The sequence below is a fragment of the Nisaea denitrificans DSM 18348 genome (assembly GCF_000426505.1).
GTDB lineage: Bacteria > Pseudomonadota > Alphaproteobacteria > Thalassobaculales > Thalassobaculaceae > Nisaea > Nisaea denitrificans.
This window is the reverse complement of the sequence record NZ_AUFM01000022.1, coordinates 31,418-47,441: the sequence shown is the minus strand read 5'-3', so window position 1 is coordinate 47,441 and position 16,024 is coordinate 31,418. Positions and strand designations below refer to the sequence as shown.

The window sequence follows — 16,024 nt, the reverse complement described above, 5'->3', positions numbered from 1 at the left end:
GGGGTATGGATCGGCGATTGGCGAGATATATCCCGTTGGATGGTCTTGGAAATGTCACGCGCAATTGGAGAATTCCATATGTCCGTTGATCTGTTCACCCGACGTACCCTGCTTGTAGCGGGCGGCGCTATCGCAGCAACATGGGGGGGCGGCCTTCATGTTCCGGCACAGGCGCAAGGCCTGGCGCCGACGCCTTCGATGCGTGGCGGTTCGAACAACTACATTCCCAATGCCCCGATTGTGGAACGTATCGGAGGCGGGGGCTTCTGGATGACGGGAACCGTCCGCCGCGCGGGCGATGGCGCCCCGCTTGCGGGCCAGCGCATCCAGATCTGGGCGCACACGACCGAAGGGTACGAGAGCGATCCGCACAGTCATGGCGCCACGCTGACCGACGAGAACGGGGAATTCCGGCTTGAAATGCCGCAGATCGTTCCTGCCTTCGGCCAGCCGCACGGGCATCTCGCCTATGACAGTGACGGGTTCGAAACCGTCTTCCTGCGTCCCGTGATGCCAAGCTCGAAAGATACCAGCCTGCGCGCGGATTTTGTCCTGAGGCCGGTCTGATAGAGTAAGCGAAGGATTCCGCATTTCAAATCACCGGGGCCGACTGCTGCCGCCAAGCGCGCTGAACGTGCCGGTGCCGGAGCGGGTCATCGCGGTTTGCACTCCGCGAATGGCAAAACCGATATCAGCTTTTGATTCTCTCTTCGGGCATATAGATTGAATTCTGAATTCAGAATTCTGGATGCGAAATATGCTCAAGATCGTCCCCAATCTGACGGATCAGGTTTACGACGCACTGGTCGAAGAAATCTGTGACGGTCGCCTCCGTGCCGGAACCCACCTCGTGCAGGAGAGACTGGCGGATCGTTTCGGTGTCTCCAGACAGCCGATCCAGCAGGTCATGTCGCTGCTGAAAGCGGATGGCATGGTGGAGGAATGCGGCCGCCGCGGTCTTTTTGTGGCCCCGCTCGACCACGGCCGAATGAGGAATCATTACGGCATTCGCGCAGCTTTGGACGGCTGGGCTGCCAGACAGGCCGCCGCGCGGATTGCTGCCGACCCGTCGCTGTCGGCAGCGTTGAAGGTACAAGGGGCATCGATAGCGGAAGCTGCACGGACGGCGGCGGCCGAGGGGGACTCGGTTTCGCTGATGCGCCGCGACGACGATTTTCATTTCATGCTCTATGCGGCTTCCGGCAATCCGATGCTGGCGACAACGGCGGAACCCCATTGGCGGTTTCTGCGCCGGGCGATGGTCGATGTGTTGCGCCAGGCCGAGCGACCGGAAGTGATCTGGAAACAGCATGCGGAAATCCTTGAGGCCGTTTTGGCCGGCGACGGCGATACAGCGGAACGGCTCGCCGTGAGCCATGTCGAGAATGCCTGCGAGCTGCTGGCCAGCGCCCTCGAGATGGCGCAGCAGCGGGAGGCTGGTAGATGACACCAATGCCGAATATCGGGCAGATGCTTTCCGCCCAAGCACGGCTGCAGCCGGGCCGGATAGGCGCTCGCGATCTTGACCGGGAGATGAGCTTCGCGCTCTGGAATGCGCGTGCCTGCAGACTGGCCAATGCGCTGCTCGGTTTGGGGCTTTCCAAGGGAGAGCGGGTCGGCGTGCTGGCCTGGAACCGGGTCGAGTGGCTGGAAATCTATGCCGCTGCCGCCAAGGCTGGGCTTGTCGCGGTGCCGGTGAATTTCCGTCTGGTGACGCCGGAGATCCGTTTCATTCTGCAAGATTGCGCGGTTTCGGCGGTCGTTGCCGAGCAAGGGCTGCATGATGCAATCGACGAGATTCGTGCCGATCTCGGGGTCCCGGAGGACAGGTTTGTGCATCTCGGCGGGACCGGGACGCCGACCGGCTGGCGCGGTTATGAAGACCTGATCGCGGCCGGTGCTCCGCGTGAGCCGGAAGTGGCCGTCACACCCTCGGATCCCTGGTGCCTGATGTATACATCAGGAACGACCGGCAACCCGAAAGGCGCAATCCGCGGACATGAGGGAATCGGCAATCTCGCCCTGATGACGGCGGTTGAACTGGGCATCGGCCGGAATGACGAGGCAATGCTGGTAATGCCGATGTGCCACGCCAATTCCCTCTATTTTTTCGCCTCCTTTCTGCATTGCGGCGGTGCGACAAGCGTGTTTTCCCGCCGCAGTTTTGACGCCGGGCACTGCCTTCGGGCCTTGGCCGAGACCGGAGCGAGTTTCACCTCCCTGGTGCCGACCCATTACGAGATGATGCTCGATCTCCGGGGCGAGGCCGGCGACCTACGGCGGATGCAGAAGCTGATGATCTCATCGGCGCCTGCGCGTGAGGAAACCAAGCGCCGGGTCATGGAGATGTTCCCGAACTCCGGCCTGTTCGAGCTGTATGGCTCGACCGAGGCCGGCTGGGTGACCATGCTGCATCCGGACGAGCAATTTGATCATCTGGGCTCGGTCGGCCGCGAGGTCGTCGGCTCTCTGCCGGTCCGCCTGCTCGACGATGACGGCAACGAAGTGCCCGACGGCACGCCTGGAGAGCTCTACAGCAACGGTCCCTATGTCTTCGACGGCTACTGGAGCCGGCCCGACAAGACGGCGGAAGCCTTCCGGGGAGATTATCTCTCGGTGGGCGACGTGGCCCTGCGCGAGCCGGACGGATTCATCCGCCTGATCGACCGGAAGAAGAACATGATCATCTCCGGCGGCGAGAATATCTATCCGACCGAGGTCGAGGCGGTGCTGGCCCGGCATCCCGATGTGCGCGACGTCGCCGTCGTCGGACGCTCGGACAGCCATTGGGGAGAACGGGTCGAGGCAGCGGTCGTGCTGCGCGATGGTGCAGGCGTTTCCGCGCAGTCCCTGATCGAATGGTCGCGGGGGAAACTCGCAGGCTACAAGCGACCGCGTGTCGTCACCTTCATCGAAGCCACGGAAATGCCGCGGACTGCCACAGGCAAGATCCAGCACGGTGTGCTGCGTGACCTGCTGGCAGGCCGCATGTCTGAAAACTGACCCGCAAACAGGGCCCCAGGGAGAAACAGGAATGACCGACGTCCAAGACCTCAATGCCGACACGCTGAGTGTTGCTGCGTGGATCGCGCGCCTGCTGAAGGAGCGCGGCATCGACCGGTTCTTCGGCCTGCAGGGTGGTCATATCCAGCCGATCTGGGATCATGCCACACGGAACGGCATCAAGGTTTACGACGTCCGGCACGAGGCCGCCTCCGTGCACATGGCCCATGCCCATGCGGAGCTGACCGGCACGCTCGGCGTCGCCATGGTGACGGCGGGGCCGGGTGTGACCAACACGGTGACAGCAATGGCCAATGCCTCGCTGGCGCGCATGCCGGTGCTGCTGATCGGCGGCTGCACCTCGCGGCCGCAGGCCAATATGGGCCCGCTGCAGGACATCCCGCATGTCGACATCCTGCGTCCGGTGACCCGCTATTCCCGCACCGCCCGGGTGCCGGAGCAGGTGATCCGTGAGCTGGACGAGGCGATCTCCTGTGCGATGGGTGACACGGGCGAGCCCGGTCCGGTCTATATCGAGATCCCGACCGATGTGCTGCGCACCCACGTGCCGGAGAACCTGATACCGGCAGACTGGATGGCGCCGAAGCCGCCTCGCAAGCCGGCCCCCAGCCCGGACCGGGTGTCAGAGGCTGTCGCCGCGATCCGGGCCGCCCGCCGCCCGCTGGTGATCAGCGGGCGTGGTGCCCGCTGGGCCGGAGACGCGCTTGTCCGCTTCCTCGACACCGCCGATGCGCTTTATCTCGACACCCAGGAGAGCCGCGGCCTTGTGCCGGCAGAGCATCCGTCCGTTGTGGGCGCGGTGCGCGCTGCGGCGATGGGGCAGGCGGATCTCGTCATCACCCTCGGCCGCAAGCTCGACTACCAGGTGGCCTTCGGCTCGCCGGCGGTGTTTCCCGACGCCACTTTCCTGCGCATCGCCGACAATGCGGGCGAGCTTTTTGACAACCGGCGTGGCCAGCCGGAGATCCTTGCCGATGTCGGGCTCGCCCTCGACGCGCTGACCGACGCGCTCGGCAATGATGCGGGCACACGGGACGCGGGCTGGCTCGACGGCCTGCGCTCAAAGCACAGGGAACGGATTGCAAAGAGTGCTGCCGGAACCGGCCCCTCGAAGGGCGGTGACGGCAAAATCCATCCGATGGCGATTTTCGACGCGATCCGCAAGGTTGCCGATCCGGATTATCTTGCGGTGGCGGACGGCGGCGACTTGCTCAGCTTCGCCCGGGTCGGCCTCGGTGCGACGACCTACATGGATGCCGGTGCGTTTGGCTGTCTCGGTGTCGGTGTGCCCTACGCGGTTGCCGCGGCGCTGGCGGAACCGGGCCGGCAGGTGATCTCGGTAAATGGCGACGGCGCCTTCGGACTCAACGCGATGGAGGTGGACACCGCTGTCCGGCACGGCGCCAAGGCGGTGTTCATCGTTTCCAACAACGCGGCTTGGAACATCGAGCGTTTCGACCAGGAAGTGAATTACGGCGGCCGCGTCGTCGGTACCACGTTGCAGCATGCGGATTATGCGGCCATGGCCCGGGCCTTCGGCGCCCATGGCGAGCGGGTAGAGGATCCGGCGGACCTGCCGGCCGCGCTGGAACGGGCGTTGGCCAATGCGCCGGCTGTCATCGATGTCGTGACCTCGCGGGATGCGGTCTCCTCCGACGCGCAGAAAGGGCTTGGCTTCGTGCCTGACTACCAGGCGCTCACCGCCTGGGACGATGCCGAGCGGCGCCGGCGCGGCGAAACCGTCTGAGCGATTAACCCCTCGCTGTCAGTTGTCGGCGAGGAGTTTTTACTTCTTCTGGAGGGCGGTGTTTCCGTATCCCGATGACCAGAGGGCCGGGGGCGGTCAGAATGACGGCGAAATGTTGAGTGCACGAGATACCAGTCTGCACGCGGGTTTTGTCCTCAAGCAGGCCTGAACGAGGGGAGGTCGACTATAATGAATCCGGTCCGTACGACCCTGGTGTGGGCTGTTCTCGTTGTTGCCATTGCGGTGCCAATCGCCGCGGCGGCGGTCAGTCCGTTGCTTGCATGGCGCAGCCCGGCCTACATAGCGGCCGGGTTTGCGGGAATTATCGCGATGGCTCTGCTGTTGGTTCAGCCTTTGCTGATCGGAGGGTACTTGCCGGGGCTACCCGCTCCGCGCGGACGGAGGATCCATCGCGTTATTGGAGCCGTTCTTGTCATCGCGGTGGCGATCCACGTAGCGGGCCTTTGGATCACCAGCCCGCCGGACGTGATCGACGCGCTTCTCTTCGCATCGCCGACGCCATTCTCGGACTGGGGTGTGATCGCCATGTGGGCAGTCACCGGGGCCGCTGTTTTGGCCGCGTTCCGGCGGCGGTTCCGGATGCGCGTGCGCACGTGGCGCCATGCGCACACGAGCCTCGCAGCAATCGTAGTCGTGTGCAGTGTGGTTCATGCCCTCCTGATCGAGGGAACGATGGAGACACTATCGAAGGTGGCTCTTTGCACGCTGGTCGTTCTTGCCGCGATAAAGGTCGGGGTTGACCTGCGAGTGTGGGCCGTTCGGCGCTAGGTGTGCTGCATTTCAGCTCCCTGTTTTGCCTCGCCAACCGGGAGCGATATACTGTTCCGACAATGACATGCTCATGCTTCTGCAACCCACTATTCGCGAGCTATAACTCCACGTGCTCATATTCGGTTTGACAGAAGGCGAAAAAGAGCTCTGAAGTCAGTAAAATCGCCCCTGATCTTCATGTGTCCGAACGAGGCCAAGAGTGTCTGTCGACAATCTGAACAGCTTGCTGCTGGAAAATCCCGAAATTGAAGCCGTCTTCGCCTGTGTCTGTGACCTGAATGGTACCATGCGCGGCAAGCGCCTGCCGATTGAACAGGCGGTGAAAATCCTCGGGGGTGGTCTGCGCATGCCGCTTTCCACCCTCAGCGTCGATGTCTGGGGAGAGGATATCGAAGGCAGCGAGCTTGTTTTCGAAACCGGAGATTCCGACGGGATCTGCGATTTCACCGGACGCCCGATCGTTCTGATCAACTGGACCAACAGACCCTCCGCGCTGGCCATGTTGTGGATGCGTGAGGAGGACGGAAAACCTTTCCTGGGCGACCCGCGCCGGGCATTGGCCGAGGTCGTGGCCCGGTACGAGGAGCGGGGCTTGACCCCGGTGGTCGCGACCGAGATGGAATTCTATCTCTACGATCCAAGCGGCACGCAGCCGGAGCCGCCACGCTCGCCGATCACCGACAAGCGGTTGGATTCCGACGGCGCATTGTCGCTGGACGAGCTTGAGCATTTCGATGAGTTTCTGGACGATGTCTACGATGCCTGCGCCGAGCAGGGTATCCCGGCGGACGCCGCCATATCCGAGAACGGCGCCGGTCAGTTCGAGATCAACATGGTGCATGTGGCCGACGCGCTGAAGGCGGCCGATGATGCAGTTCTTTTCAAGCGTCTGGTCCGTGGTATCGCCCGCAAGCACGGCCTTGCCGCGACGTTCATGGCGAAGCCCTACGGAGATCGGGCGGGCAGTGGTCTGCATGTCCATTTCTCGCTCGAGAACGAGGCGGGCGAGAACCTTTTCGATAATGGCACCGACGAAGGTGCGCCGCTGATGCGGAACGCGGTCGCAGGGCTGCTGGCGACGATGCAGGAAAACACGTTGGTCTTCGCCCCGCACGAGAACTCCTATCGCCGGTTGCTGCCCGGCGCGCACGCGCCGACAAGCGTTGCCTGGGGGTATGAGAACCGTACCGCCGCCATCCGCATTCCGGGCGGCAGTCCCAAGGCGCGCCGGATCGAGCACCGGGTCGCCGGCGCGGACACGAACCCCTATCTTGTGCTGGCCAGCATCCTTGGCGGTGCGTTCATCGGGATCGAGGGCGAGATGCAGCCGGAGGAGCCGATCACCGGCGATGCCTACAGCATGAAGCTCGATCATTTGCCACTGGACTGGGCGACCGCGATCGAGGCCTTCCGGCGCGGCCGCAATATCCGGAAAGTCTACTCGAAACGGCTGCAGACCATGCTGGTCGAAAGCAAGCTGCAGGAGTTGAAACGCTTCGCCCGTCAGGTGACTGACTTCGAGTATGACAGCTATCTGGAGGTCGTGTGATGAGCCGCCCGGAAATGATTTTCGAGGGCGTGACCGCGCATACTGGCAGCTACTATGCGGCCAGCGCCAACCCGTCGCCGGAGCGTCCGCCACTGAAGGGGGACGTTCAGGTCGACATTCTGGTCGTCGGCGCTGGCTATAGCGGGCTTTCGACCGCGCTGCACCTGGCCGAGAAGGGGCACAAGGTCGCGATTATCGAGGCGGCCCGGGTCGGTTGGGGCGCCTCGGGGCGCAATGGCGGGCAGATCGTCAATGGTCTGAACGCCAGCCTGCAGACCATCAAGAAGCGCTATGGCGCGGATACCGCCAATTTCGTTGCAGGCCTGGTGCAGGAAGGTGGCGAGATCATCCGCGAGCGGGTGAAGACCTATAACATCCAGTGCGATCTGAAGGATGGCAACGTCTTCACTGCCTATACCGGCGCGCATATGCGCGAGCTGGAGGAGCGGCTGAAGCTCTGGCAGGGCTACGGGATCAACAATCAGGAAATGCTCGACAAGGAGCAGCTCCGCAAACATGTCAATTCGGACGTCTATGCGGGCGGTGTGATCGATCATTCCGGCGGCCATATGCACCCGCTTAATCTGGCACTGGGCGAGGCGGCCGCGTTTGAGAAACTGGGTGGGGTGATCTACGAGCAGACGCCTGCCGTGCATGTCGATACCGAGGCGGCGAAGCCTGTGGTGAAGACGCCGGATGGCTCGATCACCTGCAACACGCTCGTACTGTGCGGCAATGCCTATCTCGGCCATGTGGTGCCCACGCTGACGGCACGGGTCATGCCGGTCTCGACCCAGGTCATGGCAACCGAACCCTTGGGTGAGGCGCGCGCGGCCGAGCTGATCCCGACCGACGTCTGTGTCGAGGATGTGCGCTATATTCTCGACTATTTCCGCCTCTCCGCCGACAAGCGCATGCTGTTCGGCGGCGGAACGGTCTATGGCGGTACCGACCCGCACGATATCAGGGCCAAACTGCTGCCGAACATGAACAAGGTGTTCCCGCAACTGAAGGGCGTGAAGATCGACTACGCCTGGAGCGGAAATTTCGCCCTCTCCTTCAGCCGCGTGCCGCAGATGGGCCGGATTGGCAACAACACCTATTTCGCCCATGGCTATAGCGGCCATGGCGTCACCGGCTCCCACACTTTCGGCCGAATCCTGTCGGAAGCCATCCATGGCGACCGTTCCCGGTTTGACGTGTTCGAGAAGGTGCCTTGGTACCCATTCCCGGGCGGCCGGATGTTCCGGGTGCCCTATTCGGCGGCGGGCTCGTGGTGGTACGCGCTGCGGGACAAGCTGGGGATTTAGGCTGGGGGTTTAGACAGAGAAAGGCGCGGTCCGAAAACCGCGCCTTTTCATTTTCAAGCAGCGTCAGTCAGTGCAGGTCATTCGGCCACGCAATCGGCAAAGTAGTGCATCTGGCCGTCTTCTCCGACCTCCTGCACGAGGCCGTGGATGTCAGTTTCGAAACCCGGACATTCGCGCGCGAATTCCCGGTTGAACTTCAGATACTCGACGATTTTCCCGTTGAAAACCTCACCGGGAATGAGCAGCGGAATGCCTGGCGGGTAAGGCGTGACGAGGCTTGTCGTGATGCGCCCTTCGAGCGCGTCGATCGGCACGCGTTGCGTCGTGCGGCGGGCGATATGGGAGAATGCCTCGCTGGGGATCATGGCCGGCGTCAGGTCGCTCAGATACATTTCGGTGGACAGGATCGCCACGTCATACTTGGCATAGAGCGCGTGAACGTGCTGACACAGATCGCGCAGCCCCATGCTCTCGTAGCGTTTCTGCGTGGCGCAGAACTCGGGCATGGTGCGCCACATTGGCTGGTTTTTTGCGTAATCGTCCTTGAACTGCTGCAGCGCGGTCAGCAGCGTGTTCCAGCGGCCCTTGGTGATGCCAATGGTGAACATGATGAAGAAGCTGTAGAGACCGGTTTTCTCCACCACAACGCCATGTTCGGCCAGATATTTGGTCACAATGGAGGCGGGAATGCCCCAGTCGTCGAAGCGGCCGTCGAGATTGAGGCCGGGGGTGACGATCGTGGCCTTGATCGGGTCCAGCATGTTGAAACCCGGCGCCATGTCGCCGAATCCGTGCCAGGAATCCTCGCCATCGGCAGCCTGGACACCATCCGCATCGGTCTTCTTCAACACCCAGTCCTTGGTGTTACCGATGCCTTCATCGGCCAGCGCGTCAGGGCCCCAGACCTGGAACCACCAGTCGTCCTCGCCGAATTCCTCGTCGACCTTGCGCATGGCACGCCGGAAATCGAGTGCCTCGGCGATGCTTTCCTCCACCAGTGCGGTGCCCGCCGGGGGTTCCATCATGGCGGCGGCGACATCGCAGCTGGCGATGATGCTGTATTGCGGGCTGGTGCTGGTATGCATCAGGTAGGCTTCGTTGAAGAGGTGACGGTCCAGCTTGACCTCTTGCGAATCCTGCACCAGCACGTGGCTTGCCTGGCTGATTCCGGCCAACAGCTTGTGGATGGACTGCGTGGCATAGGTCACCGAGTGCTTCGTTCGCTCCCGTTTGCGGCCCATCGAGTGGTATGTGCCGTAGAACGGGTGGAAGGAGGCATGCGGCAACCAGGCTTCGTCGAAATGCAGGTTGTCGACATAGCCGTCGAGCAGGCTCTTGATGGTCTCTGTGTTGTAGAGCACGCCGTCGTAGGTGGATTGCGTCATTGTCATGATGCGCGGCTTGACCGCATCGGCATCGACGCCCTTGAGCAGCGGGTTTGCCCGGATCTTGGCCTTGATCGACTCGACCTCGAACTCGGATTGCGGGATCGGGCCGATGATGCCGTGATGGTTCCGTGTTGGCTTCAGGAAGACCGGGATGGCGCCTGTCATGATGATCGAATGCAGGATGGACTTGTGGCAGTTGCGGTCCACCACGACCACGTCGCCCGGCGCCACAGTATGGTGCCAGACCATCTTGTTCGAGGTCGAGGTGCCGTTGGTCACGAAGTAGCAATGGTCGGCGTTGAAAATGCGCGCGGCGTTGCGCTCGGAGGCGCCGATGGCGCCGTTGTGATCCAGTAGCTGACCAAGTTCCTCCACAGCGTTGCAGACGTCGGCACGCAACATGTTCTCGCCGTAGAACTGGTGGTACATCTGGCCGATCGGGCTTTTCAGGAAGGCAACGCCGCCCGAGTGGCCGGGGCAGTGCCATGAATAGGAACCATCCTCGGCGTAATCGAGCAGGGCCTTGAAAAAGGGCGGCTGGATGCTTTCAAGATAGCCTTTGGCCTCGCGAATGATGTGGCGCGCCACGAATTCCGGCGTGTCCTCGAACATGTGGATGAAGCCATGCAGCTCGCGCAGGATATCGTTCGGGATGTGCCGGCTGGTCTTGGTTTCGCCGTAGATATAGATCGGCACCTCGGAATTCTTCCAGCGTACTTCCTCGATGAAGGTGCGCAGGTTCAGGACTGCGGGATCGAGATCCGGACCCGGGGTGAATTCCTCATCGTCGATGGACAGGACGAAGGCGCTGGCCCGCGACTGCTGCTGGGCGAATTGCGACAGGTCGCCGTAAGTGGTCGCCCCGAGCACTTCGAAACCCTCGGCTTCGATGGCTTGCGCGATGGCACGAATGCCCAGGCCGGACGAGTTCTCAGAGCGAAAATCTTCGTCGATGATAACGATGGGGAAGCGGAACTTCATGGCCATGTCCTAGCGGGGAAATCGGTGATGGGGCACCTATCCATAATCCATAGACCAGCTCAATCACCCTGCCAACGAGGATTGAGTCGCCGGGCACACTGATGCGCATGCAGTCCGCTCGTCTGGCCGGGGACGACGCTTACCTGCTCACTCCACCCCGGCGAGGATGGCATCGATTTCGTCTGGGGTGCAGTTCAGCTCTTCCAGGATAGCGCGGCTGTCCTGGCCGACCCTGACCGGCGCGCTGGCCTCTGTCAGCGGGCCGTCCTCGTTGGCCAGAAACGGGGCGCCGACCAGGTCGGTGTTCTCGTCAAGACCCTCACCGGACGCGTTGACCAGAATGCCCCGGTGCGCGAGTTGCGGGTCCGAGAGTGCTGCTTCCAGGCCGCGCACCTGCTGCACCGCGACACCATGCTTCTTCAGGATCGGGAGCCATTCTTCCGCAGTCCGGGCTTTCATGGCGGCCTGGACCAGATCCCGGCCGGTACCGAAATTTTCCTGCCGCGCGGTCTCGGTGGCATAGCGTGGGTCCTGCAAGTGTCCCTCCAGTCCGAGGGCACGGAAACAGGCTTCCTGTTGCGCCGATGTAAGGGTCGCCAGAAGCAGGATCCCGTTGCTTGTCTCGAAGGCGCCAGCAGTGGGCTGCGCCATCGGGGAGCCGTTGCCGAGCAGGCCCGTAAGGTTACCGCGCATCATGTAGTCCGCCGCCTGGCAGGACATCATCTGAAGTGCCGTGTCGTACATCGCGACGTCGAGATACTGGCCCTCGCCGGTGACTGCGCGCCGATACAGTGCGGAAGCGATCGCGTAGGCCGCCGAGATGCCGGTGGTCATATCGATCAGCATGAAGCCGACACGGGTGGGCCCGGTTTCAGGATGCCCGGTCAGGGACATCATGCCTGAATCCGCCTGCACGGCGACATCGTATGCCCGCTCGGCGCTTTTCGGGCCGCTCTGGCCGTAGCCGCTGATCGAGCAATAGACCACGTTCGGGTTGGCCGCGCGCACGCTCTCGTAATCTATGCCGAGCTTGGCGGCGACGCCCGGAACGAAGTTTTCGACGACCACATCCGCGTTCTCGACCAGTTTGAGCGCTGCCGCTCGCCCAACGTCGGATTTGAGGTCGAGCGCGATGCTGCGTTTGTTGAGATTGACAGTGAGGAATGCGGGAGACATCCGCTTCGCCGCCATTTCGGGATCCGTCAGCACGCCGCGCAACTGGTCCCCGTCGCCAGGCGACTCGATCTTGATGACGTCGGCATCGAGCAGGCCCAGCATCTGTGTTGCGACCGGGCCCGACAGCACGCGGCTGAAATCGATGACTCTAATGCCCTTGAAGGCTCTCATGCGCCGGCTCCCTGCAGCTCTTTGCGTTTCGCAATTGTTCAACCGGAATAACGAACCCGGTTGTTTGTTTCTCTTTCTCTATGATGCATGTGGTGCGGTGAGTAGTTCCGGTTTTTATACGGCTATTATGCGATGAGAGAACGGGGCGTGAGGCCGACAATCTATGCGCTTGGCTTTGCCCCTCCTTGTCGATGCCGATCATCGGTCAAAGCGCGAGATCGTGCGCCGGATCGTCAGCCCCGGTCCACGTAAACCCATGATGAGATATTCCTCGCCAGGACTTGTCTTCCTTTGGATAATCACCTTTTAAATATCGTATCCGGAAATTCCCATTTCGATTCTGCCGACCGGGGCGGAATCGTTGCGCGCCAACCTGCGTGGTTGGGCGGAAGAAAGCTGATCGTGAATGGTCAATTCATACAAAGTTCAGGTGCTTCATTTCTCCAACATCCTGGAAATAGAAGGGGCGCGGACGACACGTGATTTCGAGGCACTGCTCGATGCCATGGAATACGGTAGTCAGTCCGGAATGAGCGACGACGAGAAGCGTGAGATGTGCATCCTTTCGCTGCAGGATCTCGAGCCCGAAGAGGCGGCTTACCAGGTGCTCAAGCACGACATGGCTGACCTTCTTCGAGACGGTCAGATGCGTAACGCAGCCGGTGAGATGCAAGATGAGAAACTTTGGGAGGAATACTCGAACTCCACCCTGCATGAACGGTTCTTCAATGCCGGAAGCCTGCTGTATGCGGCTCTCCCAAAATCGTTCCCGAAGCCCGATGCGGTTCGTCTGGAGCTTGAGGTTACGGCGGTGGGCGCAGGCGCGAAGCACCTGCTGAAGAACGTCAACAATGAGACGTTCCTGGTGCGGTTGCTGGCCGACGGTATGGACGACCACGCCATTCTGCACCGACTGTACGGAGATCAACTGTCCGGAAAGTCGTTTCCCAATGCTGCCGAGGTCGTCTGGACCGTGCGCGCGGAACCTGTTGGCGAAGACGCTGTAAAACTTGAGATCATCAGCTCCGGTTATTGGCTGGATGCTCTTGAGCGCACTAAAAGCTATGAGTCGACCGCCTATGCTGATGAAACCTAGCGCATGAACCGGCAGCCGTGAGGTTAAGCAGCGAGCCGATTTCTCGTTATCTGCTTTGACCTCACGCCGACCTGTCCCGGGGCGCTATCCATGCTCTGTTGTCCGGGCTTTGCGTCTCGCGGCGTCTCGGTTACCGTCTTCCGGAGCCGCCTTTCCGAGCGGCGCTAAAACATCATTCAGTTTAGGCCGTTTATCGCATGAAGATCGCGTCCATTCTGGCGGAGCGGGAAGTCGACAGTCCCTACGCCTGGTTCCGGCTTTCCATGTCGCTGCTGATCAGCATGATCGGCGGTGTGGGCCTGTGGTCCGTCGTGGTCATCCTGCCGGCGGTCGAAGCAGACTTCGAACTGGCGCGGGCGGATGCCTCGCTACCTTATACAGCGACCATGATCGGTTTCGCTGTTGGCGGCATCCTGATGGGCCGGCTGGCTGATCGCTACGGCATCGTGGTGCCGCTGCGTTTCGGCGCTATCGCACTGGCGCTCGGCTATTTTCTCTCCGCCCATGCGGAAAATCTATGGCAGTTCGTACTGCTTCAGGGGCTTCTGGTCGGCATGCTCGGCAGTTCGGCCAGCTTCGGGCCGGTGATCTCTGACGTTACCCACTGGTTCCAGCGCCGTCGCGGCATAGCTGTGGCGATCGGGGCCAGCGGTAGCTATCTCGCCGGCACGATCTGGCCACCCGTGGTGCAGTATTTTGTCGACACGCAGGGCTGGCGCGACACGCACATGATTATCGCGGGCGTCTGCCTGTGCACCCTTCTGCCGCTTTCGGCGGCTTTACGCGAACGCAGCCCGTCTGTGCCTGCGCCGCTACCGGGAAGGCCTGCCCAACCACCGACCGCACCGGCCCTGGAAAGTGCCGAAAGTCCCTTGTCTGGCCGCGCCGTGCAGGGCCTGCTTCTGGTCGCCGGCCTCAGCTGCTGTGTCGCCATGGCGATGCCCCAGGTCCATATCGTCGCCTATTGCGGCGATCTGGGTTACGGCACGGCGCGCGGTGCGGAAATGCTCTCCCTGATGCTGGCAACGGGCATAGTCAGCCGTCTTGTCTTCGGCTGGCTTGCCGACCGGATCGGCGCCTTGCCGACGCTGATCGTGTCCTCGGTCATGCAGGGCCTGTCGCTGCTGCTGTTCCTGCCCTTTACCGGGTTGATTTCCCTCTATGCCGTTTCCGCCCTGTTCGGTTTGGCGCAGGGCGGCATCGTGCCGACCTATGCGCTGGTCGTGCGGCGGTTTTTCCCTGCGGCCGAGGCCGGAACCCGGGTGGGGCTTGTTCTATCGGCGACGTTGCTCGGCATGGCGCTTGGCGGCTGGATGTCGGGAAAAATCTACGATCTGACCCTGTCCTATGACGCCGCTTTCCTGAACGGCGTGGCCTGGAACCTCCTCAATCTTTCGGTCGCCTTCTTCCTCTGGCTACAGCTCGACAGGAGAGGGCCCGCGCGGCGGGCCGCCGAGACTGTCTGAAGTAAGTGAACGGGCTGGTGATCTGTATTGTCGCCGGTCCGATCCCGAGCCATTGATGGCCGGCTCCGGCAGGCTGCAAAAAAGATCCGTCGCCAGCACAGCAGCGTAAGACTTCATGCGAGGTCAGCACCAGTTTATTGAGCGAGGCGGAAAATGGCGGACACAGAAAGTCGAACAGTTGTCTTCTTTGACGGCTCCTGTCCTCTCTGCCAGTCCGAAATCCATATGTACCGGCAGCATGATGTGCAGGGGGCGCTATGTCTTGTGGATGTGTCCGATTCCAATGCCGTAATGCCGCCGGCCCTCGACAGGGAAACGGCGATGAAGCGTTTCCACATCATCGCGAAAGACGGACAGATACACTCAGGCGCCGCCGCCTTCGTCGAGGTCTGGCGACAATTGCCGGGATGGAGGTGGGGGGCCAGGATTGCATCGCTACCGGGTCTGACGCCGCTGCTTGAATGTGGCTACCGTCTGTTCTTGCCGATACGTCCGTGGCTCGCACAGATGTTCCAGCGCGTCGGAGACCTGATCCGGAAAGACTAGATCTGTAATGAACAAGTTTGAATCCTTTACACCCGGTGGGGTGGCCGTCGTGATCGGCGCGTCCGGCGGAATTGGCTCGGCGCTGTTCTCTGCCTTGAACGAGACGGACCGTTTCAAGACTGTTCTCGGTTTCAGCCGCCGCAGTCCTCTTCCCATTGATCTTGGCGACGAGGCCAGCCTCGAACGTGCGGCAAAGGCGGCTGCAGCGGATGGGGAGATTCGACTGGTTATCGATGCGACCGGATTTCTTCATCAGGGCGGCGAAGGGCCCGAGAAAACCTGGCGTGAGCTCGACCCGCAGAAACTCGCGACCGCTTTTGCCGTAAATGCGATTGGGCCGGCCCTGCTCATGAAATATTTTCTGCCGAGACTCCCGCGCACCGGAAAAACGGTCTTTGCAACATTATCCGCAAGGGTTGGGTCCATTGGCGATAATCGTCTCGGTGGCTGGTATGGCTATCGTGCCTCGAAAGCGGCGCTCAATCAGTTTGTCCGGACAGCGTCCGTCGAGCTGGCCCGCCGCGCTCCGGAAGCTGTTTGTGTCGCTTTGCATCCGGGAACGGTCGACACTCATTTGTCCGTACCCTTTGCAAAACAGGGACTGGACCTGCACAGCCCGGATGCCGCTGCCGCCAATCTGCTCTCTGTTCTTGACCGTCTGAAAACGGAAGACACCGGCGGTTTTTTCGATTGGCAAGGCGCTTGCGTCCCTTGGTGACATCAGGGCAGGTACATGTTGATAATCTACAATGACGCGCGTCTTGACCGCGGCACACTT

The 16,024-nt window shown here is 61.7% G+C and carries 13 protein-coding genes; 11 read left to right on the top strand and 2 right to left on the bottom strand.

What is annotated here, in order from left to right:
- The first annotated feature begins 78 nt into the window (after positions 1–78).
- The 7 genes from K328_RS0116660 to K328_RS0116630 all read left to right on the top strand — a co-directional run bounded on the left by K328_RS0116660 (position 79) and on the right by K328_RS0116630 (position 8,422).
- Positions 79–567, top strand: a complete 489-nt coding sequence (locus K328_RS0116660; RefSeq protein ID WP_028466942.1) for a peptidase associated/transthyretin-like domain-containing protein — start codon at positions 79–81, stop codon at positions 565–567.
- A 190-nt stretch (positions 568–757) separates the two neighbouring features.
- On the top strand, positions 758–1,447 hold the full coding sequence (locus K328_RS0116655) for a GntR family transcriptional regulator (RefSeq protein WP_051285013.1): 690 nt from the start codon (positions 758–760) through the stop codon (positions 1,445–1,447).
- On the top strand, positions 1,444–3,003 hold the full coding sequence (locus tag K328_RS0116650; protein WP_028466940.1) for a class I adenylate-forming enzyme family protein: 1,560 nt from the start codon (positions 1,444–1,446) through the stop codon (positions 3,001–3,003). Before K328_RS0116655 ends, K328_RS0116650 begins: the two co-directional genes overlap by 4 nt.
- A 31-nt stretch (positions 3,004–3,034) precedes the next feature.
- Complete coding sequence (locus K328_RS0116645; protein WP_051285012.1) at positions 3,035–4,771, top strand: thiamine pyrophosphate-binding protein; 1,737 nt, start codon at positions 3,035–3,037, stop codon at positions 4,769–4,771.
- 189 nt (positions 4,772–4,960) lie between these two features.
- Positions 4,961–5,560, top strand: a complete 600-nt coding sequence (locus K328_RS0116640) for a ferric reductase-like transmembrane domain-containing protein (protein ID WP_028466938.1) — start codon at positions 4,961–4,963, stop codon at positions 5,558–5,560.
- 202 nt (positions 5,561–5,762) lie between these two features.
- Positions 5,763–7,112 carry a glutamine synthetase family protein gene (locus K328_RS0116635; protein WP_028466937.1) on the top strand — a complete coding sequence of 450 codons (1,350 nt, stop codon included), beginning with the start codon at positions 5,763–5,765 and terminating at the stop codon, positions 7,110–7,112.
- Positions 7,112–8,422 (top strand): NAD(P)/FAD-dependent oxidoreductase, encoded by a 1,311-nt coding sequence (locus tag K328_RS0116630; protein ID WP_028466936.1) that lies wholly within the window; start codon positions 7,112–7,114, stop codon positions 8,420–8,422. Before K328_RS0116635 ends, K328_RS0116630 begins: the two co-directional genes overlap by 1 nt.
- 77 nt (positions 8,423–8,499) lie before the next feature.
- Here K328_RS0116630 and K328_RS0116625 read toward each other — a convergent pair whose 3' ends face one another.
- Positions 8,500–10,791, bottom strand: coding sequence for an arginine/lysine/ornithine decarboxylase (locus K328_RS0116625; RefSeq protein WP_028466935.1), 2,292 nt, complete (start codon positions 10,789–10,791; stop codon positions 8,500–8,502).
- 147 nt (positions 10,792–10,938) lie between these two features.
- Positions 10,939–12,138: a CaiB/BaiF CoA transferase family protein gene (locus tag K328_RS24515; protein ID WP_036554742.1), complete on the bottom strand. Its 1,200-nt coding sequence runs from the start codon at positions 12,136–12,138 to the stop codon at positions 10,939–10,941.
- A 406-nt stretch (positions 12,139–12,544) separates the two neighbouring features.
- Here K328_RS24515 and K328_RS0116615 point away from each other — a divergent pair, with 406 nt between their 5' ends.
- The 4 genes from K328_RS0116615 (at position 12,545) to K328_RS0116600 (ending at position 15,964) form a co-directional block, all read left to right on the top strand.
- A complete protein-coding gene (locus K328_RS0116615; RefSeq protein WP_028466934.1) occupies positions 12,545–13,234 on the top strand; it encodes a hypothetical protein in 690 nt (229 codons plus the stop codon).
- Between the two features lie 197 nt (positions 13,235–13,431).
- Positions 13,432–14,700, top strand: coding sequence for an MFS transporter (locus K328_RS0116610; RefSeq protein ID WP_036554741.1), 1,269 nt, complete (start codon positions 13,432–13,434; stop codon positions 14,698–14,700).
- 153 nt (positions 14,701–14,853) lie between these two features.
- Positions 14,854–15,246: a thiol-disulfide oxidoreductase DCC family protein gene (locus tag K328_RS0116605; protein WP_028466932.1), complete on the top strand. Its 393-nt coding sequence runs from the start codon at positions 14,854–14,856 to the stop codon at positions 15,244–15,246.
- 7 nt (positions 15,247–15,253) lie between these two features.
- The gene (locus tag K328_RS0116600; protein ID WP_028466931.1) at positions 15,254–15,964 is read left to right on the top strand and encodes an SDR family NAD(P)-dependent oxidoreductase; all 711 of its coding nucleotides are present in this window, start codon (positions 15,254–15,256) and stop codon (positions 15,962–15,964) included.
- Positions 15,965–16,024: the final 60 nt, after the last annotated feature.